At 32.1% G+C, this 23,775-nt stretch carries 23 protein-coding genes and 1 pseudogene; 2 read left to right on the top strand and 22 right to left on the bottom strand.

What is annotated here, in order from left to right; translation table 11 throughout:
- Positions 1-91: 91 nt before the first annotated feature.
- The 7 genes from C1I91_RS04735 to tlp form a co-directional block, all read right to left on the bottom strand.
- The gene (locus C1I91_RS04735) at positions 92-736 is read right to left on the bottom strand and encodes an ABC transporter ATP-binding protein (protein WP_128215919.1); all 645 of its coding nucleotides are present in this window, start codon (positions 734-736) and stop codon (positions 92-94) included.
- A gap of 25 nt (positions 737-761) precedes the next feature.
- Positions 762-1,547, bottom strand: coding sequence for a hypothetical protein (locus tag C1I91_RS04730; protein ID WP_128211597.1), 786 nt, complete (start codon positions 1,545-1,547; stop codon positions 762-764).
- A complete protein-coding gene (locus C1I91_RS04725; protein ID WP_128211595.1) occupies positions 1,540-1,968 on the bottom strand; it encodes a hypothetical protein in 429 nt (142 codons plus the stop codon). Before C1I91_RS04725 ends, C1I91_RS04730 begins: the two co-directional genes overlap by 8 nt.
- 427 nt (positions 1,969-2,395) lie before the next feature.
- The gene (locus tag C1I91_RS04720) at positions 2,396-3,217 is read right to left on the bottom strand and encodes a hypothetical protein (protein ID WP_128211593.1); all 822 of its coding nucleotides are present in this window, start codon (positions 3,215-3,217) and stop codon (positions 2,396-2,398) included.
- Positions 3,218-3,281: 64 nt separating this feature from the next.
- On the bottom strand, positions 3,282-3,677 hold the full coding sequence (locus C1I91_RS04715) for a hypothetical protein (RefSeq protein ID WP_128211590.1): 396 nt from the start codon (positions 3,675-3,677) through the stop codon (positions 3,282-3,284).
- 637 nt (positions 3,678-4,314) lie between these two features.
- Entirely contained in the window at positions 4,315-6,207 is a 1,893-nt protein-coding gene (locus C1I91_RS04710; RefSeq protein WP_128211588.1) for a beta-glucoside-specific PTS transporter subunit IIABC, read from the bottom strand.
- Between the two features lie 582 nt (positions 6,208-6,789).
- Entirely contained in the window at positions 6,790-7,017 is a 228-nt protein-coding gene (gene tlp / locus C1I91_RS04705) for a small acid-soluble spore protein Tlp (RefSeq protein ID WP_128211586.1), read from the bottom strand.
- 363 nt (positions 7,018-7,380) lie between these two features.
- Between tlp and C1I91_RS04700 the strand changes: the two genes are divergently transcribed.
- On the top strand, positions 7,381-7,671 hold the full coding sequence (locus C1I91_RS04700) for a hypothetical protein (RefSeq protein ID WP_128211584.1): 291 nt from the start codon (positions 7,381-7,383) through the stop codon (positions 7,669-7,671).
- 513 nt (positions 7,672-8,184) lie between these two features.
- Here C1I91_RS04700 and C1I91_RS04695 read toward each other — a convergent pair.
- The gene (locus C1I91_RS04695) at positions 8,185-8,871 is read right to left on the bottom strand and encodes a ferric reductase-like transmembrane domain-containing protein (RefSeq protein ID WP_128211582.1); all 687 of its coding nucleotides are present in this window, start codon (positions 8,869-8,871) and stop codon (positions 8,185-8,187) included.
- 277 nt (positions 8,872-9,148) lie between these two features.
- On the opposite strand from C1I91_RS04695, the pseudogene C1I91_RS04690 reads away from it, so the two are divergent.
- Positions 9,149-10,777, top strand: a pseudogene (locus C1I91_RS04690) (IS1182 family transposase).
- A gap of 217 nt (positions 10,778-10,994) precedes the next feature.
- Here the strand turns inward: C1I91_RS04690 and C1I91_RS04685 are convergent.
- The 14 genes from C1I91_RS04685 to C1I91_RS04620 form a co-directional block, all read right to left on the bottom strand.
- A complete protein-coding gene (locus C1I91_RS04685; RefSeq protein WP_128211580.1) occupies positions 10,995-11,834 on the bottom strand; it encodes an energy-coupling factor ABC transporter ATP-binding protein in 840 nt (279 codons plus the stop codon).
- Positions 11,835-12,012: 178 nt separating this feature from the next.
- Positions 12,013-12,840 carry a cobalt ECF transporter T component CbiQ gene (gene cbiQ, locus C1I91_RS04680; RefSeq protein ID WP_338032598.1) on the bottom strand — a complete coding sequence of 276 codons (828 nt, stop codon included), beginning with the start codon at positions 12,838-12,840 and terminating at the stop codon, positions 12,013-12,015.
- Positions 12,783-13,091 carry an energy-coupling factor ABC transporter substrate-binding protein gene (locus C1I91_RS04675; RefSeq protein WP_128211578.1) on the bottom strand — a complete coding sequence of 103 codons (309 nt, stop codon included), beginning with the start codon at positions 13,089-13,091 and terminating at the stop codon, positions 12,783-12,785. Before C1I91_RS04675 ends, cbiQ begins: the two co-directional genes overlap by 58 nt.
- A 3-nt stretch (positions 13,092-13,094) precedes the next feature.
- Positions 13,095-13,724, bottom strand: coding sequence for an energy-coupling factor ABC transporter permease (locus tag C1I91_RS04670; RefSeq protein ID WP_238476023.1), 630 nt, complete (start codon positions 13,722-13,724; stop codon positions 13,095-13,097).
- A gap of 568 nt (positions 13,725-14,292) precedes the next feature.
- Complete coding sequence (locus C1I91_RS04665) at positions 14,293-15,054, bottom strand: cobalt-precorrin-6A reductase (RefSeq protein WP_128211576.1); 762 nt, start codon at positions 15,052-15,054, stop codon at positions 14,293-14,295.
- The gene (gene cobJ / locus C1I91_RS04660) at positions 15,051-15,767 is read right to left on the bottom strand and encodes a precorrin-3B C(17)-methyltransferase (protein WP_128211574.1); all 717 of its coding nucleotides are present in this window, start codon (positions 15,765-15,767) and stop codon (positions 15,051-15,053) included. The genes C1I91_RS04665 and cobJ overlap by 4 nt, the downstream gene beginning before the upstream one ends.
- Complete coding sequence (gene cbiG / locus C1I91_RS04655; RefSeq protein WP_128211572.1) at positions 15,767-16,873, bottom strand: cobalt-precorrin 5A hydrolase; 1,107 nt, start codon at positions 16,871-16,873, stop codon at positions 15,767-15,769. The genes cobJ and cbiG overlap by 1 nt, the downstream gene beginning before the upstream one ends.
- On the bottom strand, positions 16,845-17,621 hold the full coding sequence (gene cobM / locus C1I91_RS04650; protein WP_164880439.1) for a precorrin-4 C(11)-methyltransferase: 777 nt from the start codon (positions 17,619-17,621) through the stop codon (positions 16,845-16,847). The genes cbiG and cobM overlap by 29 nt, the downstream gene beginning before the upstream one ends.
- A 406-nt stretch (positions 17,622-18,027) precedes the next feature.
- Positions 18,028-18,690 carry a cobalt-factor II C(20)-methyltransferase gene (locus C1I91_RS04645; RefSeq protein WP_128211568.1) on the bottom strand — a complete coding sequence of 221 codons (663 nt, stop codon included), beginning with the start codon at positions 18,688-18,690 and terminating at the stop codon, positions 18,028-18,030.
- Positions 18,691-19,407: 717 nt separating this feature from the next.
- The gene (gene cbiT / locus C1I91_RS04640; protein WP_128211566.1) at positions 19,408-19,971 is read right to left on the bottom strand and encodes a precorrin-6Y C5,15-methyltransferase (decarboxylating) subunit CbiT; all 564 of its coding nucleotides are present in this window, start codon (positions 19,969-19,971) and stop codon (positions 19,408-19,410) included.
- Positions 19,958-20,605, bottom strand: a complete 648-nt coding sequence (gene cbiE, locus C1I91_RS04635) for a precorrin-6y C5,15-methyltransferase (decarboxylating) subunit CbiE (RefSeq protein WP_238475922.1) — start codon at positions 20,603-20,605, stop codon at positions 19,958-19,960. Before cbiE ends, cbiT begins: the two co-directional genes overlap by 14 nt.
- Entirely contained in the window at positions 20,577-21,656 is a 1,080-nt protein-coding gene (gene cbiD, locus C1I91_RS04630) for a cobalt-precorrin-5B (C(1))-methyltransferase CbiD (protein WP_128211564.1), read from the bottom strand. Before cbiD ends, cbiE begins: the two co-directional genes overlap by 29 nt.
- A 1-nt stretch (position 21,657) precedes the next feature.
- Positions 21,658-22,284 (bottom strand): precorrin-8X methylmutase, encoded by a 627-nt coding sequence (locus C1I91_RS04625; RefSeq protein WP_128211562.1) that lies wholly within the window; start codon positions 22,282-22,284, stop codon positions 21,658-21,660.
- A gap of 166 nt (positions 22,285-22,450) precedes the next feature.
- Entirely contained in the window at positions 22,451-23,773 is a 1,323-nt protein-coding gene (locus tag C1I91_RS04620; RefSeq protein ID WP_128211560.1) for a cobyrinic acid a,c-diamide synthase CobB, read from the bottom strand.
- Positions 23,774-23,775 lie beyond the last annotated feature (2 nt).

Below are 23,775 nucleotides of genomic sequence, written 5' to 3'. Positions count from 1 at the left end.
AGTAGCTTTACTTTAGTGTTTTTTATTTTATTAAGTATTGTGATTGGCTCTAGTGTATATATATTTATTTTTGCTTGCCTTAATATTTGCTCTATCTTATAATACTTAAGTTCCCATCATCCATCTCATAAACATGGTCACATAGTTCATCTATATCTTGTTGGATATGACTAGTAAGAAGTATAGTCTTATTACTTTTCTTTAATTCTAATAATATATTTCTTATATGCAATACACCATTTTTATCAAGTCCATTCATTGGTTCATCAAGCACTAATAAGCTTGGATCTTCCATTATAGCTTGTGCAATTCCCAGTCTTTGTTTCATACCTAAAGAAAAATTTTTCACTTTTTTTTTGTTAGCTGGGTCTAGTCCCACTAACTTCAATGTATCTATTATTTGATTATCCTGTATCTTATTATTAATACTTGCTAGGAATTTCAAGTTATCTAAAGCACTATATGATGGCAAAAAGCCAGGACTTTCTATTAATATTCCTGTATTCTCTGGGAAGTCAATTTCTGTTCCTATCTTCATTCCATTTACATATACATCTCCGGAAGATGCTCTTATAAAACCACACAAGGCTTTAAATAACAAACTTTTCCCAGATCCATTTCTACCTACAAATCCATAGCATTTTCCTTCTTCAATACTAAGAGTTATATTATTCAATACAGTTTCATTATGAAACTTTTTTGTGTAATTATCAAATTTTATAATATTGTTTGTTATACTCAATTCTAAAACTCCTTTTTATTTAAATATTATTAATATCAGTATTCCTTAAAATTATAGTTCCAATGACAACATTAATAACTATACAAATAATTAAATATATTAAAGAATAGTTAAGTGAAAAGTGTAAAACTTCCTCAACAAATGGAAAGTGTCTTATAACAATGCCCTGATTTATAATTAAAGTTCTACCAATAAGTGTACTGGAATTTAAAAACAAAACTGGAATTATACAAAAAAAGCACGCTATTACTTCAATCTTCTTTGATCCACCTACTAACATTGAAATATTATTTGAAAATATAATTATAGCTGAAATAGTTAAAGAGTTTAACGAAAAAATATAAATCAATATCCAGTATCTATTTATATCATAAACAATATTAGAATTATTAATAATTAGGATTGTTATTAATGAGGATACTACTAAAACTAAATAGTATTTTAAAACCATTATTAGTATTGAAATGCTTGTACAAATACTCCACTTATACTTATGTTTAATTCTAGGAAGTATCAACATAGCCCTACTTTTCATTTCCTCATTAGTAATACTTACGACAAATATAACTGTAATTATAGGAAATAACCATTCAATAAATTCTATTATGTTTTTAGTTATATCATAATTCTGGTCTATTCCACCAAAAGCCAAAAGCTCTATATTAATCATTGATGAATAATTATATATAGGCAAATTGGCAACTTTAGTCTTAATTAATGTGATTATAATCCCTGAAAGTATTATTGGTAAATAATACTTAATATTTATTTCCTTAAGATTCAATTGAATCACTTTTTTAGTCATTTGCAATCACCATTCTTCTAGAGAATATTAGTCTAAATACTATTATTGCAGAGATAAACATAAATCCAGATAACAATCCCATGTTTAATGGTATAGCACTTAATGCCACACTACTAAATTTGTGACACCATATCATCGATACATTATACAGAGAAATGTATGCGAAAATAGTTCCAACTAGGTTTTTTAAAGGAAAAGCAAATAAAACAAAATTTGCAACTATGTACGTTATAGTCATTATATTTGCCACAATTATATTTTGGACAAACTCCATAAATAAATCCCTTAGTAAGGTAATTATGCACATAGAAAGAAAAACTCCGAAAAAGGAAAAAATTAAAGCTTTATATGGTGTCATAACTAAAACAAAATTATTTGGATATAGTTTTGTACTTAACATAGAAATTGATTGTGAATCCATTATTGTATCGCTCCACTTTGGACTAATATCAAAATTTACCGCAGATAAGATAGTAACGAATAAAAAGTAACATAAACTAAAAGTAAAATTTATAATTAGTTGACATAATATTCTGCTTGCTATCCATGATTTTTTTGAACATCTAACAATTAAGTATTTACTAAAGTTATTTCTGGAAATAAGCACAGATGTCGCTAATAAAAATACTGGTAAATATATAAATAATATAAAAGATGGCTGTGTTATTATACTAAATATACCATCCCATATATTTATACTTATTTCTAATTTATATGTCTCTGTTATTAAGTTATTAATTAGAATATATGATATAAAAATAAAAAAAATCATAGTGTACATTAAATGGTTAACTAATCGTTCAGTTTTTAATTGTACTTTAATTAAACTATGAATTACCTTTAACTTTTTATTCATATATATACTCCTTTCTTGAAAAAACAAAAAAGATGACTGATGTTACTAATATAAAGACAAGAACTTGAAGAAATATCTCTCCAAGACCTACGGTTGGATTCAAGTAAAATTCTATACTTCTTGTGCATCGTAAAATTTTTAAATCTAATACCTGACCAATGATTGTGCTTACAATAAAAAATAGTAGTGGAAAAATCATAACAGCAAAATTTTTATCTAACTTTGTAGATACTGCCAAAGCAATACTTGAATATGCAAAACCAAAACAAAATAACAATAACGTGTGGATTATAATGTATAAGTAAAAATTCTTAATAACCAAATAAGAAAAAATACCACCATACGCCCCCTTAGCATAGAACTCATCTATGTTTCCTGAAAAAAGTATATTTACCATTATACTACCAATAATAATAGGCAATGCTGTCGAAAGTCCACCTGCAATACCATTAGATAAGAACTTAGCTACAATATACCTATTATGATTTATTCTTGAATCAATAGCTTGCATAATTTTAAATTTTCTATCTTCTAAGAAAGACGTTGAATATGGCAATGAAGCCAAAATAGGAACAGCTATTGTATAGTACTTAAGCATGCTAAACCAAACCGCATATTTATTAAAGCCTCTTCTCACCATATCCCTAGCAGAGTTTTGTAATTCTGCTGTAGCTAAGTCAGATGCGTTATAATTAAAAAAAATGTACTCTTTAAGTTCAAATATGCTTCCAATAATAATTATTAGCATTCCGAATATAATCAATAACATAAACTTCTTTCTTAGGATTGCTCTTTTTAACTCAGCAATAAACATGTTGCTACTCCTTTCAAAAAAGATATAGTCAAAAAATTTTGACTATATCAATCCATAATTTATATTAGTACCATCCAAAATTACCATAAGCCCAAACAGATGAAAATTTGAAATTATCATTGTAACCCTCTAGCCAATACTTTTTGCCTTGTACCATATTCAATTCATTAACAGTCTTCTGTCCATCCCCTTGTTTGCAAGTTACTTTATCAGAACGTACCTCATTATTAGAATTAAGAGCTCGTCCTATCATATAGTAAGAATCTTTATCATCTATATGAACTAACTCTACATAACCTGAACTTCCGCTCCAATCTTTAGTGTCCCAGTTTCTATCAGCCCAACTCCAGCCACTAGCTGAATCTAATGTAAGCCCCCAAGATTTAGCCTCAGCATTTCTACCTGCTGAAAAAACACATAGGGATGCTATAACAGCAGTGAATAAAATAACTTTTTTCATTTTACCATTCCTTTCAAATAATAAACTTTTATTTGTTAATTCTAGTAACATTTTTACAAGAAGCTTCTATGTATTGATATTATCACATTACATCTTTTGTTTCAATTTAAAAATTATTACAATTTTTTTCTCTTAATGTAATTAAATCGACAATATTTAGAATGAATAGTTTAGATAAGTCTTTTTTCTTAATTATTATTAAGGTTCTTGAAAAATAGTGTTAATAACTTAAATTTCATTTCCTCTTATCAAATCTGAAACATCAACATGTAGCAGTTATATGTTGATGTTTGTAGATTTTTTTGTAATTAATCCTCTTCTGCTATTATGTTTTGAAAGGTATCTGAACTTATGTTTTATGTAACATTATTTTAACCTATCTTCTTTGGCGTACATTATAATAAAATTTTCTTTAATTATTCATAGCATATTACTTTTCAGTACTTATATCACTGATTATGGTAATCCTTAATAGAAACTTAAGCAATATTCCTATATCGCATCAAATTTATAACAAATTTTTTAGGATTACTTTATTTATTCGTATACCAAAAAATGGCTGTACACTATTTACTTAGTGCCTCAGCCACCTTTTGTATGCCTATATTATATTAAATATAAATTTAATTAAAACCTATTATGCTAGTACTGTTAATAATTCCTCATTAAAGTTTATAGTTTTCTTATCTGTCTCAACAATATCTGCATAGTTATCTGAGTTAGTAACAATTACTGGTGTAGTTACTGCAAATCCTGCTGCTTTTATAGCTTGTATATCAAATTCTACTAAAACTTGTCCCTTTTTTACTGTATCCCCTTGCTTAGCTTTAACTACAAAGTGTTTACCGTTCAATTCAACAGTATCCATTCCTATATGAATTAATATCTCAGCACCACTTTCACTTGTAATTCCTAATGCATGCCCTGTTGGGAACATTGTTGTTAATACTCCATCTACTGGAGCTACTACCTTACCCTCTGAAGGTTCTATAGCAATTCCTTTTCCTAATGCACCTGATGCAAAAGCCTCATCCTTTACTATTGCTAGAGGTTTTACTTCACCTTTGATTGGGCTAACTAAAATTTCTGCCTTTACTTCTACTACTCTATTGTTTGAATTAGTTGTTTCTGTAGCTTCTTCGTCATATTCAAACTTAGTTACCATCATTAATATAAAACCTACTATGAAAGCTACTACCATTCCTATTATAGCTCCAAAGAAGCCTCTATCCATACCATTTGGTCCTATATAACTTGGTATTCCGAAAATTCCCATACCGCCCATTATATAAAGGTTACTTCCTGCTGCTCCAAGGATACCTCCACCAATTGCAGCTCCGATACAACTTAATACAAATGGTTTTTTCTTTGGCAATGTTATACCGTATATAGCTGGTTCTGTAACACCAAATATACCTGAAATAACTGCTGGTATTGCGATTGATCTTAACTTAGTATTCTTAGTTTTTAATAATATAGCTAATACTACACCTGTTTGAGCAAATGATGCTGCAAAAGTAGTTGCTAGTACTGGGTCATGTTTAAGTACAGCCATGTTGTTTATTGCTATAGGAACTAATCCCCAATGTAATCCGAAGATAACAAATACTTGCCAGAATGCTCCTATAAATAATCCTGCTATAATTGGACTTAAGTTATAAATTCCTAAGGTTGCTGCTCCAAGAAGCTTTCCAGCCCATGTTGCTATTGGTCCTATAACTATAAAGGTTAATGGAACTATTACTAATAATGTACAGAATGGAACTAAGAAAGTCTTTACTACATCTGGAATTACCTTTTTGAAACCCTTTTCTATTTTAGCGCCAACATAAGCTGCTATAATAATTGGAATAACTGTTGAAGAGTAATCCATAAGTATTACTGGAATACCTAAGAAAGTTAAGTTTACTCCTGACTCAATAATCGTACCTTTAAATATTGTGTATAAAGGCTTAGCTGCAGTTAACGCCGCTATCTTCGGATATACAAGGGATGCACCTATTGCCATACCTATGAAGTGATTACCTTTAAACTTTTGTGAAGCAGTATAACCTAAGAATATAGGGAAGAAGTAGAATAAACAATCTCCTATTCCATTTAAAATTGCATAGGTTCCTGAGGTATCACTTATCAAATGTAAAGCTACAAATAATGCATTAAAGCCTTTAATCATACCAGTAGCACATAAAACACCTAAGGTTGGAGTAAATACCCCTGATATAATATCTATGAATTTATTAAATGGGCTCATCTTTTCTTCTGGACCGTCCTCTGAAGATGTAGCAAATCCTCCTACAGCAACTACATCAGCATATACATCTGGCACATGGTTTCCGATAACCACCTGATACTGTCCACCACTCTTAATAACTGTAACTACTCCGTCCATTTTCTTTAAAACTTCTGTATTTGCTTTACTTTCATCCTTCAATTTAAAACGTAAACGCGTAACACAGTGAGTTAGGCTATTAACATTTTCTTTACCACCGACATTTTTTATAATGTCTTTTGCTAATTTTTCGTATTTCATATGGCATTCTCCTTTTCATTTTTTTTATTTTTTTATATTTTTTGGTATTAATTTTGTATAAAAATTTGCTAAAACGAATTTATTTAGTGAATTTTTTGTGCATCTGCCTTTTCTGAAACTATGTTAAGAAATTCTGGCAGGCCACATAATTTCTGTTTTTTTATTCTTTCTCCATATCTACATTTAGCAGAGCTATACGTACTTATCTACAACTTTATCTTTGATATGAATTTCTAAAGAATAAAAAAGACGAGACCAAATAAACAGTATCTATAGACTACTATCTAGTTTGGTCTCGCCCGCTTAACCGGTTACGATCCATTCAATATTAATTTTTCAAACTAAACCTTAATACATATCGTTTACCTTAGGCATATATTTAAAGCAGTTATTGCTGATTTAAATATAAAAGACCCTAACCAATTAAAAGAGACATTTCTGCACTCTTTCATCAGCTAGGGTCTTGCCTAATCGAATTAGTTACAATCCCATATACCAATATGTAAGCGTTTAATTTATGTTTTAATAATAACTTAAATTCAAATGCTTGTCAACACATTTTTAGAAAACATTTTCATAAAGTTATCTATATCCTTTTTCTTTATCTAAAGCTTCATCTCTAATCTCTTTTCTAAAGGAATCAAGAGCCTCTTCTCTTCTATCATTTTTTTCTTTAAGGTCTTGTTTAGTTTTTTCATCATCAGTTATCTCTATCATGTCATTTGCTAAATGTATATTTTCTAAAGTATCATTGATATGCTGCTGTATCTTATCCACATTATCACGTCTATCATCTGGATTAACTTTCATTATTACACATCTCCTTTATTTAGTAGATTGATGTTTTATTAATCATATAATCCAATATATAATTTTTAGCATTCATATATGGCTTATACTATGATTTATTATGTCTAGAAGAAGGTTTATTATGCGTGAGAATACTTTCAGTATATAACTATAATTTCAAGTTTTTTATTAAAGAAAAGTCTCTATTAAAGTACTGTGCTAAAATAAGTTGTCATTAATCCGATTCTTAAATGAGCTTGCGCTACTTGCTCGCTCATATAGCATCTCCTTCTTAAGCACTTAATTTCAACAATATTATTAAACATAGCTAAATAAAAAATATTTCTTAAGCTTTCTTAATATAATTTATGGGAGGTGCATTTTATGAATATTATTAATGACACTGTTAGATTTCCTGAAGCTGTTTCAGGTGGAAGAGTCATAACTAGAACCTTTAATACATATCCAGTAAGGGTATTTAAGGTTGCTGCAGCTCTTCAAGGTATAGATTACGGTTTCTCAGATGATGAAGGACCATTTTTTCGCTGTACCATAGATATAAAAACCGAAATAATTACTATTTATCAAATAAAAGTGTCTATAACCTATGGCTTAAGATCTAAAACCTTTAACAAAGCCACTGATGCCACCATAAATTACTCCTTAATCTTTTAGTTTTTTCGCATGTGCCTTTTCTGAATGTATGTGAAGAAATCCTAACAGGCCATATATTTTCTCTGTTTTATTCTTTCTCCTATATATATCTTTAAATATTCTACAAAAACTTAACCAGAAATTTATCTAAAATATAATTTCTTACGAAAAAGACAAACTTTATAATTTTGTGAGAACTTCAGCCTTCATAGTGGATTCCCAAAGAATAAGAAAATGTCTTTGATTACCATGTAAATACCAGTGGTTATCAAAGACACTTTAATTTTAGGCTATGCTAATGTACTTTGTTGAAATTAAGTGGTCAGCCATCCGATGCTTAAATGAGCTTGTGCAAAGAATTAATATGATTTTGTCATATTCCACCATTCTATCATTTCATAAGGATTTTATATTTTCAAATTCTCTGCTCAGAACCCAGCAGAGTTCTGAAAATAGTTTAATGATTGAAGTGATAATCCTTTGGCTAAAACTGTAAATTAAGCGCTATTGAGTTTTCGTAAAGGATATTTATACTTATCTCTTTTTACTTTTAAATACCTTTACTAGCTTTAGTATTAAATACAATCCGAATACAATTGTATAGCAGGCAACTTTAAACACATCTAGTTTTTTACCATTCATCAATCTTAATATAACATGTAGGTAAATCAATATATAAAATACATAAGCACATCTATGTAATCTCTTCCACAACAATGGTCTGATATTTTTTCTTATCTTTCTAAAGGATGTTACGAATAATGGAAGCATTATTGCAAAAGCAATAAAACCTATGGTTATATAAACTAAATATATAACTGGCAAGCCTTCTCCAGATATGAGCTTTGGTAACTTAAGTACAACGAATCTTGTCAAATATGTAATTACATGTGAAAGTATTAAAATTGACCCTATGATAGCAAGTGGTCCTCTAATGCTCATAAGCTTCTTGGTTACTGACCATTTTGTACTTAAAGCGCCAGCATACATCACTAGTACAAAGAATGCAAGTGCAATAAAACCTTGAGAAGCTGCCTTTTCTAATTGATTTATAAATCCAGATAGATTTATCTTTATTGATAGCTTGTACAGTTCAAAACCACCTGTAACTAAGCTTATTAGTGTAGCTATACAGTAAAACACTATAGGCTTCTTTCTGATAGGTTCTGCAAAAATTAATGTAAAAACTATTACTGCAATTAATGAATAAATGAATATCATATGATTTCTCCTTTGTTAAATAGTTATCGATAATGATTATCATTTACATGTTAATTTAATATTCCTTACTTGTCAATAAAATTCTTCATTTCCAAATAGAATTTAATTTTCCCTCCAAAACCTTGATTTATGTTTTTTTAACTTCTACTATTCTCTATAGAAATTCACAAAATATATAGGGGCTGTCGCACTAATTAATTAGTGCACAGCTCCGTTTTTTGCATAAAAAATAAATCCAGCATTCACAAGAGTGCTGGATTTATTGTAAAATTAATATATGACCAAACATATTAATTTACATAAAGATTATACTTTAAATAAAGGAAGTTATCAATTAAAACTTCCATTTAATATTGATTATATGGTCTCAGTTAATGATTCGGTGCGTTTGCTAAGTCAATTTGTAGAGGAGATGGATTTAACAGATTTATATTCGACTTATTCCCAGAATTAGGGAAAATCAAGCTACGCCACGACAGATGCTGAAGATTGTACTCTATTCTTACATGAACCATATCTATTCTTCACGGGATATGGAAAAATATTGCCGACGTGATATTAACTTCATGTATCTTCTTGAAAATTCACCAATACCTGATCATTCAACATTTGCTAGATTTAGAAGCTTACACTTTGCGCCATGTGCAGAAAGAATCTTAGCTGAAATGACAGAATGTCTTCGTGCTACAGGAGAAATATCTGGAGATGCTATATTCATTGATGGTACTAAAATTGAGGCTTGTGCTAATAAATATACTTTTGTTTGGAAAAAGGCAGTTACAAAGAATTTAGAAAAGCTTCTTGTTAAATTGGCTGATTTAGTAGCTAACTGTGAGGAACTATACGGAATTAAGATAATATACAATGACAAAGTGAAGATGAAACATATAAAAAAGTTGCGAAAAAAGCTTTACGCTCTGAAATATGAGAGAAATATTGAATTTGTGCATGGATCAGGGAAAAGAAAAATGCCATTACAGCGATCTATTGAAACTCTTGAAGAGTATCTTGACAAGTTAAAAGAATACACGCAAAAGTTGCACATTTGCGGTAACCGTAATAGTTATTCAAAAACAGATAATGATTCAACATTTATGAGAATGAAAGAAGACGCTATGGGAAATGGTCAGTTAAAAGCTGGATACAATGTCCAACACGGTGTTGATTCGGAATATATTGTATGGCTCACCGTATGCGATCAGCCAACGGATACCCCTACACTTATTCCATTTCTTAAGAGCATGGAAGAATCTCTAAGTTTTAAATATCTAAAAATAGTTGCTGACGCTGGCTATGAAAGCGAAGAGAACTATTTATTTATTGAAGAAAATGGACAACTCTCTTTCATTAAACCAGCAAACTATGAGATATCTAAAACAAGGAAATACCAAAGGGATATTAGTAGAATTGATAATATGGACTATGATGAAATTGGAGATTACTATATCTGCAAGAATAATAAAAAGTTAATATTTAGTAAGACTATAAAAAGAAAGAGTAAAACCGGATACATAAGCGAAAAAACAGTATATACTTGCGAAGATTGCAGTTCTTGTTCTTACAAAAGCAAATGTATAAAAGGAAATAACAGCAAGACACCTTTGGAAGAAAGAGCTAAAAATCTTGAAACCTCAAAGTTGTTTAATAAGCTTAGAAAAAAGATTTAGAAAGAGTTGTAAGTGAAGAAGTACGCCAACTTAGAATGAACCGAAGTATTCAAGCTGAAGGTTCTTTTGCAGAGATAAAACAAGATATGGGCTTCCGAAGATATCTCTCGAAGGGCAAACAGAATGTTTGGGCCGAAAGTATTCTTTTAGCAATGGCACATAATGTAAACAAACTACATAATAAAATCCAATCAGAGAGAACTGGAAAACACCTATTTTCATTAAAAAACAGTGCATAAATTTAAACTTTTAAAAACTAATTGTTTAAAAATAGCCTTAATAGAAAAGGCTTATTAAAGTGCGCAATTTTTTAGAATTTCAGAAAAAACATTCTAAAATATAGTTGTAATTCTTACAAATTTTTAGAAAATTAGGGCTGAGCATCAGCGGTTTTTAACCGCTAATGCGACAGCCCCCTTTGTAAATTTTATATCAAATTCTATACTTCTTTTTAATCTACTTATAGGTTCTTAAAAGATTTATTAGTTCCTCTAAGCCTCTAGGCACGCCCTTATCTTCTCTTATCTTTCCTAAAGCTATTAACTCTTCATATATAGTTAGTATAGTTGGCTTTTTAAGATAGCACTGCTGCAAAAACTCACTATCTTCAAGTACTTCTTCTGGAGCTCCTTCTTTAACTAAAGCACCATCTTTCATGATAAATATATAATCTGCCCACTGGTAAGCTAAATCCACGTCATGAGTAGATAGTATTACAGTCATACCTTTTGAATTAAGTTCATTAAGCATCTCCACTACCTGGCTAGAGTGCTTAGGATCGAGACTTGAGGTTGGCTCATCCAAAATTATAACCTTCGGATCCATAACCAATATATCAGATATAGATATTCGCTTTTTCTGTCCGTAGCTTAAAAAATGCACGGCTTTATCCTTAAAAGAATACATTCCCGTATCATTTAAGGCTTTATCAACTCTTTTCTTAACCTCTTCTTCTGGCAGCTTTAAATTCATAGCCCCAAAAGATACTTCCTGATAAACATTTGCTGAAAACAGTTGATTTTCAGGATCTTGAAATACAATTCCTATGTTTTTTCTTAGCTGTCTTAGGTGCTTTGTATTATATTTTATTTCTTCACCATTGTAATAAATAAAGCCTTCGCTTGGCTTCAATATACCATTAAAATTTAGAAATAATGTGGATTTACCTGAACCATTTACTCCAAGGAAAGCTATCTTCTTTCCTTCTTCAAGCTTAATGCTTACATCCTTTAACGCCAAGGTTCCATCAGGATATTTGAAACTTAAGTTTTTACATTCCAATATATAATTACTCAAGCTATTCCTCCCACTAATTAATATTTATAGGCTTTGATATAGTCATGCTTTATAACAATTTAATATATATACGTTAAATAATCCAAACTTCTGGTGATTATAATTACATAGATAAATTAATAGTTGAAGTTGTATATCTACATGAGTATTTTATAATGCCAACTACATAAAAGCTCATTTAATAATATATAACAATTCTTATAATTACTAATACAATCTCAAAGCTTAAGATCTTTAACATATTTCTATAGGAAGTATTTTGTTTATCATAGATAAGATTTATTTCCCCCATGTAACCTCTTGCTTCCATAGCCATATAAACATCCTGCGACTTTTTATAAGAGCTAATAAATAATGATGCTACCAATTTTCCTAAGGAGTTATAGCCTAATCTAATATTTGAATATCCTAACCTAGAATTCTGAGAAATAAAGATCATATTAGCTCTATCAAGAATAACAAAAATAAATCTATAGATAAGCCCCATAAGCTCTACAAATAGCTTAGGGCATTTAAGCTTTCTTAAAACTATAAGTATTTCAAATACTGGCGTTGTAAGTATTAAAAAATATAAACAAGCTACAGAAGCTAAGGCTTTTAAGCCTATCTCACCAGCCGTTTTAAGGCTATCCATGGTACATCCTATACTGACACTTTTTAAGTGAAATATAATAAATGAGGCTTTACTTCCATCAACTATATTTACTGCAATAGTAAGAACCCCTATTATCAAAAATGTGAAAGGCAGCAGCATTAGCTTTATATAAGTTTTTAATGGTAGCTGACCTTTATTCACTAAAATTGTAGACATGAAAATTAATACTAATAAAGATATTAAAGGCTTGTTTAACCCAAGGCAAAATATTAGTGTTATCATGGAAAATAAAAACTTTTCTATAGGACTTTTATTCCTTAAAGCCGATATATAAGCTAGCTTGTCTATAGATATCATAGCTTTTCTTTTTCCCTTCTGTTCTTCCCCTTTTGGTATCCAAAATAATAACATACAACTCCTGAACCAAGGGCTGCTTGTACTGCAAACAGCAAGCTTTCTATTTCCCCGCTAGGTGGTTGCCATACAGGCTTAAACCAAGGTTTATAATCTTTATTTATATCACTTATAGCCTTCTCAGCCTGATCATCTGAGCCTGAAAACTCTGCATTCTTCATAAAAATTAATGGTACTGCTGCTATGATTACGACTAATAAACCTAATATTATATTCTTTACCCAAAAGCTCTTTTTCTTTGCTCCCACTTATTACTCCTCCTCTTTTATAACCTTAAGTTCTACCAACTCCTGTTTATTATAATTCCTCAATAAATTAAAGATTATCACTGTGAGTAAACCTTCACTTATAGCAAGAGGAATCTGAGTAACTGCGAAAATCCCCATAAACTTTATTATTGAAGCAACAATTCCTCCATTTTGATCAGGAAAAGCTAGCGAAAGTTGAACTGAGGTAGTAACATAGGTCATCAAGTCCCCTAACATTGCAGCTATAAAAACTGATACGCCACTGGGTACTTTAAACTTGCTTAAAAGTTTGTACAAAATGTATGAAACCAATGGTCCTACAATAGCCATAGAAAAAGTATTAGCTCCAAGAGTTGTAATACCTCCATGGGCTAAAAGCAAAGCCTGAAATATTAATACTATAAGTCCTAATACACTCATAACCCCAGGTCCAAAAAGAATCGCTCCAAGCCCAACTCCAGTTGGGTGAGAGCTACTGCCTGTAACTGAAGGTATCTTCAAAGCTGAAAGCACAAAAGCAAAAGCTCCAACCATGGCTATAAGCATTTTTGTCTTAGGATTTTCTTCAATCATTTTCTTTATATTAAAGAAACCTACTATTACGAAAGGTATTGTCAAAACTCCCCAAGCTATTCACCAACCAAGCGGAAGATATCCCTCCATTATGTGCATGGCATAGGCATTTCTAGGCCAAAGAAAAAACACTAAAAATATTCCAAGTGCAATCTGATACTTTTTAGCCATTCTATCACCTCACTATATATTTACATAAATACGAATATACTATTTTTTTCAATTACACATTGTTAAAATATTGAGTTTAACTTAAGGCTCTGTTAAAGTACCGTGTTGAAATTAAACATAGCCTAAATTAAAACTTCTCATTCGCATTGAATATTATTCTATATTACTCTTTATTATTATTTATCATTTTAAATCATAAAGACTTTGTCTTAATTTATTACTATTATTTACATTTTTATAGTATAACTATATAATCTATATGATCCATCGATACTAGTGCGTAATTAAACATTTACTTTACTTCTAAAAACAATATTAGTCAAATTATATTTCATAACTTCAGCATTATCTCAAAACAGAAAATATCCTACATGATTAATATCAAAATTTCAAAATTCATCATAAATATACCTTATCTCAATTTCAACAGAATACCTTAATTGAGATAAGGTTATATCTAATTAAATCTTCTATTTATATGTTTTACCAATGCTTCTATATCATCAAAGGAGTTCTTGTACTTAGCTTCAGCTCTTTCTATTAAAAATATCTTTACGTCTCTATCAATTGCAGCTCTTAGTTTTTCTTCTGTTCCACCTTCTGCTCCACTGTCTTTTAACACCATGGCCTTAGCAACATATTCATCTATAAATGCTAGATTCAGTTCATAGCTTATAGGACCCTTAATAGCTATTATATCTTCAGTTTTCAAGCCAAGTTCAAAGCATTTTTCCATAACCTTAACTGACGGAAGCACTCTATGAATGACTCTGTTTTTAAGTTCCATAGCTATAAATTTGTTGATATTATTACTTCCAGTGGTATTTAATATAGGACCATCTATTTTTGAAAGTTCTTCATAAAGCTGATCATAATCTTTGACGCTGACTATATGTTCTTTGTACCTATCAGCTACTGATGGTCTTTCATACCTTAAATATTCTATGTTTAAAGCTTCACAGGCCTTTACTGCATTTTCCGTAACTACCTGTGCATAAGGATGAGATGCATCCACAAGAACTTTAATATTATTTTCTAGAAGGAAGCTTTTTAGTTCTTCGTAGTCCAAAGGCTTTGTATTTAATACCCTATATTTATAATCCTTTAGAAGTTCTCCTCCATAGCTAGTAGCAGTTGAAACAGCAATATCTTCAGTAAACTGATTTAATAGAGAAAGAATCTTCTTTCCCTCAGAAGTTCCTAAGATTAAAGCTATCATAGCTTATAACCTCTTGGAGTTACGAAATATCCATCTTTAATATAGCTTTGGCTATTACCTATAATAACTATTGAAAGCATATCAGCCTTAGTACAGTCAAAGGTATCTAGAGTCGCTATGGTCACTTCCTGTCCATCTCTTAAAGCATTCTTCACTAAAGCAACAGGAGTATCACCATTTCTATATTTTCTTATAACAGCTAAGTTTTCTCTTAGATAATCAGCTCTTCCCTTGCTTCTTGGATTGTATAAAGATATTACAAAGTCACCTTCTGCTGCTAACTGTACTCTCTTCTTTATAAGCTCATAAGGTGTCATAAGGTCACTTAGACTTATGTTACAAGAGTCATGCATAAGCGGTGCTCCTACTATAGAGCCTGCTGCTGAGGAAGCAGTTATTCCTGGAATCACCTCTACCTCTTCGTCATCTCTAAGCTCAAGTATTAAACCTGCCATTCCGTATATTCCTGAATCTCCAGTACTTATTACAGAAACAGTGCCCTCCTTACATAGCTTTAGCGCTTCCTTACATCTATCTTCTTCACCCATCATACCTGTTGAGAAAACTCTTTTTCCCTCTAATAGTGGTTTTACAAACTCTATATACCTTGTATATCCAACTACTATATCACTTTCTTCAATTGCTTCCTTAGCTCTTATTGACATATGTTCAAGTCCACCAGGACCAATTCCTATTACATATAGTTTTCCCATTATATATCCTCCACTCCAATGCACAAAGTCATTCCATCAATACTAAGTTTTTCTGTTAAAAGTCTTCCTCCAAAAAGCTCCACAGAGGGTTCACACACAGCTCTTACCCCTATGGTCTTTTCCACAAAATCACTGCCTTTGTATCTATATTGAATCTTTCTTATATCTTCTATGGCTGCTATCTTAAGCTCTGCCTCTAGATACTGTGAAAGGCTTTTTATAGCCTCTTCATCTTTTTTAATCTCCACAGTTGCAACAGTCTTTACAGCCTTTTTATCATAACCGAGCTCTTCAAGCTTACTGGTAACTATATCCTTCATCTTATCTGGTGAATAGCTTTTCCTGCAACCAATTCCTAAAATCAAATTTTTTCTTATTAGGCATAAAGTTTTATTGTCTTTTAAATAGTTACTTTTATTTGTCACTAGTACTGTGTTAGCTTTATTAGTATTACAATTTTCCAATAAGCCGTCACTAACACAATCAGATACCTTACTAACTGGTTTTTTATTAAGCCCACTACTATCTATATCATTTCGTAAGTCGTCACTTATGTCTTTGAAATATTCCTTAAAAGCTCTTCTTACATATCCTGTAGGTGTTTCAAGCTTATCTTCTTCATCAATAAAAAACACCTTTTCTCCAGCAACTAAGCTCGCTGCTATATCCTTCGCCTTCTTTAAATCCTTTATTATAAGGCCATTATCCTTAGCTAAGATATCTGGGGCACATAGCCCTAGGTTGTCAGTGGCAGTAGTTATTACAGGTGCTGCCTTTATTATGTCAGCAACTTTTAAAGTTAAAGAATTTGCTCCTCCTAAGTGTCCGCTTAAAAGACTGATTACATAGTTACCTAAGATATCTATAACAAGTACTGCTGGATCTTTATCCTTTGCTTTTAAATAAGGAGCTATAGCCCTAACCGCAATGCCTGTAGATGAGAAAAAAATGATAGCCTCATATCTTTCCATAAGTTTTTCTGTAACTTCTCTGAGTTTAAAGCCTTCACCTTCCTGCTTTTTGTATAGGTCAACCTTAAGCTCTTTATTTATCTTTTTATAAAGCTCTTCGCCTTGACTATTTATGCAAATCGCTGCTATCTTCATTTATTCCCTCTCTAAACATGTGAGTAAAGCTCTTATCATATAATTTACTCTTTTCATAATCGCAATCTATAAAGTCACCTACTAAAATCTGAGCACATTTAGTTATGTTTGCAGCTTTAACCTTTTCTGATATATCATCAAGAGTTCCATATATAACTCTTTCGTCCTCCCAGGTAGCTCTTTCAACCACTACTATAGGCACATTCCTTCCATAGCCTCTTCTAAGCTTTGCTACTACCTTATCTATCATACTTATAGATAAGAATATTGCCATAGAAGCTCCTATCTTTGCTAACGCCTCTAAGTCTTCACCTTCTGGCACTGGAGTTCTTCCTTCAACTCTTGTAAGAATTACAGTCTGAGTAACCTTTGGAAGGGTAAACTCGCTCTTTATAGCAGCAGCTGCTGCAGTAAAGGAACTAACTCCTGGAATAACCTCGTAATCTATTCCTAAAGTCTTAAGCTCATCCATCTGTTCTTTTATGGCACCATAAATAGAAGGATCTCCAGTATGAAGTCTTACCACCATCTTACCTTTATCCTCACTTTGCTTTATAACCTCAATAACTTCATCCAAATTCATCATAGCTGAGTTGAAGATACGTACTCCTTCTTTGCAAAATTCTAAATGTTCTTTGCTAACTAAAGAACCTGCATAGATAACCACATCAGCTTTTGATAATATGTCTCTCCCCTTTACAGTTATTAAATCTGCATCCCCTGGACCTGCCCCTATAAAATAAACCATCTCTCTTATCCTCCTATTTTTGTTCCTTAAAAAGCTCTAAACCCGCATGTTTCCTATAAATTCTTATATTCTTAGCTTGTTATATTTTTAAATGTTTAAATTCTTTTGTTGTTATATTGTTATACTCTTAAACTGTTAAGTTCTTAAGTTCTTAGTTCTTAGTTCTTAGTTCTTAGTTCTTAGTTCTTAGTTCTTAGTTCTTAGTTCTTAGTTCTTAAGTAATTTTATTCTTAATTATTCATATTTAAAATATGTTTAAAAATAATGATTAGGCTAAACAATTATGTGGGAGCTTCTATATACCTAAAATATCCGCATAAGTCCACTAAAGCATGGTATAACTAGCCCCTTAATTTCAGTAAGCTACTATAAAAGCACCTTGTTTTAGTAACATTTAAGCTTATACCTATCTATGCGCTATAATTAGTGCCATATACTCTCTATTCTTTATTATGTCCGCTTTATCTCTTAGGACTTCCTGTCCTTCTCTTCCAGCTCTTTTTATATATACATAATTAAAGCCTTTTTCCTCTAAAGCATTAATTATTTTCTCTTCTTGCTTGTATACTTTCATAAGCACTACATTCTTTTCATCTGTTATCTTGTCTATTTGGTTTCCTGGAAGTATTAGAAGAGGTTCATCGCCTATTACTAAGGGTTCTTTTGCAACACTTGCACAGGCACAAAAAGACGCTATTCCAGGAACTGTTTCAGTATCATAGCCGTGTTCTTCTATATGCCTTAATAAGTATATATAGGTACTATATATAAATGGATCACCTATGGTTAAGAAAGCAACGTTCTTTCCTTCCTTAAGCTTTTCCTCCACTGCTTGAAAAGCCTCATATATCTTTGACTCCTGCTCTTCTCCTCCCATTGGAAAATGCTTCACTAATACCTCTGTACCCTCTTTTATATAATCTTCAGCTATTTCTAAAGCTATGCTTTTTCCACCAGCCATTCCACTTGGAACTACTACAACCTCACAGCTTTCTATAACCTTTACTGCCTTTATAGTAATAAGTTCTTTATCTCCAGGACCTACTCCAACTCCATATAACTTTGCCATATTATCCTCCTATTATAGAGTTCCTAACTCAACTATTAATTTATAAGGGCCTGATGTTCCACAGAAGCAGACATCCTCTAATCACCAGAAGCCGAGATTCTCCAACAATTATAACTTGAGTTTCAATATAGGAACTATTTATGGATGTACTACTTCGTAATAAACTTATATTTTCAACTTCTCCCCTCAGAACACATAGAGGATTTCAAAATAAATTACAGATAGAAGTTGTACATCTTATATTTAATTCTTTTCGTATATCATCCAAGCATCGGATGACTAACCACTTAACGCAATATACATTAATTTCTAAGTCCATGATTAATAACGTTGTTTAAATTAAGTGGTTATGCAGGAGATGCTATATGAGCTAGCTACTAGAATTAAATGATTCTTTCAGATGGAATGGCTTTAAAAATCACTAATACGTTCTTCATTAGTGATTTTTTGCGCATCTGCCTTTTATGAACGAATGTGAATAAATTCTGGCAGGCGACATATTCTCTCTCTCTTTACTCTTTATTTGAATAGTATTCTTAATGTTCTTGAGATTAAGATACCAAAACTTATAAAAAGTGAATGGTTAAATAAAGAGTAAAACTGTATGTTCGAACGTAGTGAGTTTACAGTTTTAGCCATGGAATATGAAGAAATCATATTAATTCTTTGCGTAGGCTCATTGAAGCATCGGATGATTAACCACTTAATTTAAACTATCTACTTTAAAACTGCAGTTACAATAAATATAGGGTTATTAGCTGTAAGCATAAGCCCTTTTCCCTTTGCCTTACTTACTGCAAGCTGAGTACATTCTACTTCATAGTTTAGCTCTCTAAGACAATTAATTGCCTTGTAAAGATTATCTATGGTTATAAAGTTTAAAACCATGTTCTTATTAGGTTTTAGCTTACTTCCATAAACCCTTATTATTGCTTCAAGGTTACCACCGCTGCCACCTATAAAGATTCCATCATATTGTCCTTCTATAGAGCCAGCTGCCTCAAGAGCCTCTCCAGCTATTATCTGCATATTGTCTGCTGCGAACTTTTCCTTATTCTTATATAACAATTCTAGGGCTTCCTCATCTCTCTCAATGGAGATAACTTTCCCCTTTGATGCTAGCTTACTCATCTGTATAGAAACAGACCCTGTTCCAGCTCCAACATCTAAAATGCTATAGTCTTCTTCAATGCCTAACTTTGCTATGCTGACTATCCTGACTTCTTCCTTGGTCATAGGACAGTTTCCTCTTATGAACTCTTCATCTTTAATATATTTCATTCTCTATCACCACCACTGAAAGCTCACTATAAGCTTTATTCATTAATTGTTCAGGATCACCACTGGAGATAACTTCATCTTCATAAGATAAATTTTCTCCTACATAAACCTTAACTTTTATATCTTCTTCATAAAGCTTTCTACACAAAGCCTCAGGACAATTCTTTTTGTCTGTTAGCCAAACAGACAGTTTATTGCTTTTTACTTCCTCTAAAAAGCTCTCTTCTCTTCCGTGAAGGCTTCCTAAATAACTGTTCTGCCAAGATTTATTAAGCTTTGCCATAAAGTACTGAAAGGAGCTTATTCCAGGTATAACTTCAATAGGTCCTTCATATTTACTTCTTATATAATTAGATATTCCATAAAAACCAGGATCTCCAGAAGCTATAACCGACACATTTATATCCTTATTTTCATTAGCTATATTAATAATATCTTTTAATTCCTTAACAGCTATTATATCTGTCTTAACTTCACTTATGCTTTCTAAGGCTCTTGCAAACCCTAAGATCAAATCTGAAGCCTCAAGTGTTCCCATAGCCTTAGGAAGTATATACTCTCTACTACCAGGTCCTATTCCTACTATATACAACATAAAAATCACATCACTTTCTGCTATCGTAAAGCACTCCATTGTCCATAGAGTACATTATTGCATCAGCTTCAAGCTGGTTATAGGTAAATATGTTTATTCTGTTTAGTATCTTTTGTCCAATATTTTTATACAAAGCTTCATAGCCATCGCCGAGAAGTTTAACTGCGCCTTCCGTGGTCTTTTGCTCATACACCTTTTTCACAAGCTCATTGCTTTCTCCCATAAGAGCAAGCTCTAAAGCTAAAACTTCTAGCCTTACATCACATACTCTACTATGAGTATTAAAGCAGCCTGCAGCAATCTTGCAGATCTTCCCTATATGTCCTACTATAGTGATCTTCTTTATGGCTTTCTCAATGCAATAGTTTAGAGCATCTCCTACGTAGTTTGACATAACAACTACCTTATTAATATCTAAGCCCAGGGTTTCTGCCTTATCTTCCCCCATGTTTCCAAAGACCAAAATTAAGTCATCATATCCATTAGCAACCTTTTGATTTATCTCCAGCTTGATCGATTCTCTTAAGGCTTCCTCTGACATAGGCGTTACTATACCTGTAGTTCCTAAAATAGAGATCCCCCCTATTATGTTCAGTCTTGGATTAAAAGTCTTTTTAGCTACTTCTTCTCCCTTAGGAACAAATATGGTTATTTCCACTCCTCTATCTTCTGGTAGAACTTCTTTTACTTCTTTTTCTATCATAGCTCTCGGAACTGGATTTATGGCTGGCTCACCCTTTTTAACGTATAGCCCATCCCCCATAACTACACCTACGCCTTTTCCGCCTTTTAAACTATATCCTTCGTTCTTCCTAGTCGCTCTTGCCCATATCTCAAGACCGTGAGTTACATCAGGATCATCTCCACCATCTTTAAGAATGCAGCACTCAACATAGTCATCTCCTCTTACTGTCTTTTCTATTGGCAGTAAAAGTACTATACCTTTAGGAGTATCAATCTTTATCTCCCTAAGCTCTATATTTTCGTATAGCATCTGTGTTGCAGCCTTGGCCGCTCCAGCTGCACACGAGCCAGTTGTATATCCACATCTAAGCTTTTTTCCATCACAGTTAACATATAGCTCTAGCATCTTAGCTCCTATTTACTAAAAGGTACATAAGAGCATTTACAATAGCTGCTGCTACCGTGCTTCCACCCTTTCTGCCTCTTATAGTTATCATTGGTATTGGCAGCTTTTCAGCTTCTTCCTTTGACTCCGCTGCTCCCACAAAGCCTATTGGAGCTCCTATTATAAACTTGGCATTAGCTTTTCCTGCTTCAATAAGCTCTTTAAGTCTGTATAGTGCTGTTGGTGCATTTCCAAAAACAAAGAAGCTTACTCCTTCTTCAACAGCCTTTTCCACTGCTGCCATAGAACGAGTTATTCCTCTCTCCTTTGCAATGAAAGCCACATCTTCTCTATCAACAAAGCATTCAACTTTACAGTTTAATTCGCTTAAGGCTTTTTTGTTTATTCCTGACAAAGCCATTTTCGTATCGGTATATATTGTAATTCCTGACTTCAAAAGGCTTAGCGCTTCATCAATTGCATTCTCTCTTATATAGATTAAATCCTTATATTGAAAGTCTGCAGTAGTATGTATAACTCTTTTTACTATACTAAGTTCTCTAGCATCAAAACTATGCTCTCCTAGCTCCTCACCAATTATCTCAAAGCTTCTTTTCTCTATATCCATTGGAATCTTTATATAATCCATGCTCTTCTCTCCTAAGATCCTTATTTATAACTCTTAATTTGTGCCATATTCCACTTGGTAAAATCTTTGTATTTAAAAATTCTCCGCTCAAAACCTAGCTGACTTTTAAAAACAGCTTTCTAAGTCAAGTTCTATATGTTTAAACAATATATTTTAAATTATGTTATTATACTTTCTTAAAGTCACCTGTTACTAAGTCGTCAAACATATGAATATTTCCGAAGAAATGTATGTGTGCATAAGCTGCTAAAGTATTATTTTTATGATATCCACACTGCCAATTCTTAATGGTTCCATCAAATACGTTCTTTGTAACCTTATATAACTTTTTCTCTTCAGATTCTATTTTTGACTTATGAAACTCATGGCAATTAATCCTAGTCCCTGTTTTTATAATGCTGTTTTCTTCCACAACCTCTAGCTCAGCATATCCAAAGTTCTGAAGTCTAGTGGTAAGCATGGACTTTCCTTTGAAAAATCCAACGGAAGCTACACCTTCTATCTGCTCCATAAGGTACATAAGTCCGCCACATTCACCATAACACCTTAAGCCATCGCTTAACTGATTATTTATATCTGCCAGCATTGATTTATTTTCGTTTAGCTCTTTTATAAATACCTCTGGGTATCCGCCTCCAAGATATAAAAAATCTATGCCCTTTGGCAACACTTTATCCTTAAGTGGGCTGAAATATTCTACTTCTCCAAGATGTTCTAAAAGCTCTAGATTCTCTTTATAATAAAAACTAAAGGCCTTATCATAAGCTACCGCTGATCTAAGCTTTTTATTAGATAATTTAAAATTATCCTCATAGTTTGACGAACCTTCAAAGGACTTAATAAGTTTCTCTACATCCACATACTTTTGTATAAGCTCAGAACATAGGGTGACTTTATCATCTAGGTCCTCTACTTCACTGCTTTGAACTAGTCCAAGATGTCTACTCTTCAAGCTTAATCTTTCATCCTTTGGTACATAGCCAAAAACTTTTACTCCGCAGCTTTTTTCTATGGCAAGCTTTAAAAGCTTATAATAACTCTCGCTTATGTTGTTAAGCACGATTCCAGCTATATTTATCTTTTTAAAATTTTTTAATCCCAATATCTCTGCACACAAGGTAGCAACCTGAGCCTTGGGTGAAAGCACCAAAAGCACTGGTATATCAAGTACTTCTGCCAAGTGAGCTGTAGAATACTCATAGGTTATTCCTTTGCCATCATAAAGGCCCATAACCCCTTCAATTATTCCATACTCCCCACTTCCTCTAGAAAAACTAGCTTTAACTCCCTTTTCCCCCATTAAGAAAAGATCTAGATTACGTGAAGCTGTTTTAGTTATATGTGTGTGAAAAGCTGGATCTATATAGTCCGGTCCAGCCTTATAGCTCTGAACCTTAATCCCCTTACTCTTTAGTAGCTTTAAAAGTCCTAGGGTAAAGGTGGTTTTTCCTCCACCACTGGAATTTGAGGATATAATTATACTTTTCAACC

The organism is Clostridium manihotivorum, assembly GCF_004015185.1.
Lineage (GTDB): Bacteria > Bacillota > Clostridia > Clostridiales > Clostridiaceae > Clostridium_AR > Clostridium_AR manihotivorum.
This window is presented reverse-complemented; position numbering and strand designations above follow the sequence as displayed.

Bases quoted from the DNA above. Each gene is read 5' to 3' on its own strand.
- tlp (WP_128211586.1), bottom strand. From the start codon at position 7,017: ATGAAAGTTAATCCAGATGATAGACGTGATAATGTGGATAAGATACAG.
- C1I91_RS04665 (WP_128211576.1), bottom strand. From the start codon at position 15,054: ATGATAGCTTTAATCTTAGGAACTTCTGAGGGAAAGAAGATTCTTTCT.
- C1I91_RS04715 (WP_128211590.1), bottom strand. From the start codon at position 3,677: ATGAAAAAAGTTATTTTATTCACTGCTGTTATAGCATCCCTATGTGTT.
- C1I91_RS04700 (WP_128211584.1), top strand. From the start codon at position 7,381: ATGAATATTATTAATGACACTGTTAGATTTCCTGAAGCTGTTTCAGGT.
- C1I91_RS04695 (WP_128211582.1), bottom strand. From the start codon at position 8,871: ATGATATTCATTTATTCATTAATTGCAGTAATAGTTTTTACATTAATT.
- cbiT (WP_128211566.1), bottom strand. From the start codon at position 19,971: ATGAAATATATTAAAGATGAAGAGTTCATAAGAGGAAACTGTCCTATG.
- C1I91_RS04725 (WP_128211595.1), bottom strand. From the start codon at position 1,968: ATGGATTCACAATCAATTTCTATGTTAAGTACAAAACTATATCCAAAT.
- cobJ (WP_128211574.1), bottom strand. From the start codon at position 15,767: ATGGGAAAACTATATGTAATAGGAATTGGTCCTGGTGGACTTGAACAT.
- cobM (WP_164880439.1), bottom strand. From the start codon at position 17,621: ATGGTTTATTTTATAGGGGCAGGTCCAGGGGATGCAGATTTAATAACT.
- C1I91_RS04645 (WP_128211568.1), bottom strand. From the start codon at position 18,690: ATGGCAAAGTTATATGGAGTTGGAGTAGGTCCTGGAGATAAAGAACTT.
- cbiE (WP_238475922.1), bottom strand. From the start codon at position 20,605: ATGGAGTGCTTTACGATAGCAGAAAGTGATGTGATTTTTATGTTGTAT.
- cbiG (WP_128211572.1), bottom strand. From the start codon at position 16,873: ATGAAGATAGCAGCGATTTGCATAAATAGTCAAGGCGAAGAGCTTTAT.
- C1I91_RS04710 (WP_128211588.1), bottom strand. From the start codon at position 6,207: ATGAAATACGAAAAATTAGCAAAAGACATTATAAAAAATGTCGGTGGT.
- cbiD (WP_128211564.1), bottom strand. From the start codon at position 21,656: ATGCTAGAGCTATATGTTAACTGTGATGGAAAAAAGCTTAGATGTGGA.
- C1I91_RS04720 (WP_128211593.1), bottom strand. From the start codon at position 3,217: ATGTTTATTGCTGAGTTAAAAAGAGCAATCCTAAGAAAGAAGTTTATG.
- cbiQ (WP_338032598.1), bottom strand. From the start codon at position 12,840: ATGTTATTATTTTGGATACCAAAAGGGGAAGAACAGAAGGGAAAAAGA.
- C1I91_RS04730 (WP_128211597.1), bottom strand. From the start codon at position 1,547: ATGACTAAAAAAGTGATTCAATTGAATCTTAAGGAAATAAATATTAAG.
- C1I91_RS04625 (WP_128211562.1), bottom strand. From the start codon at position 22,284: ATGGATTATATAAAGATTCCAATGGATATAGAGAAAAGAAGCTTTGAG.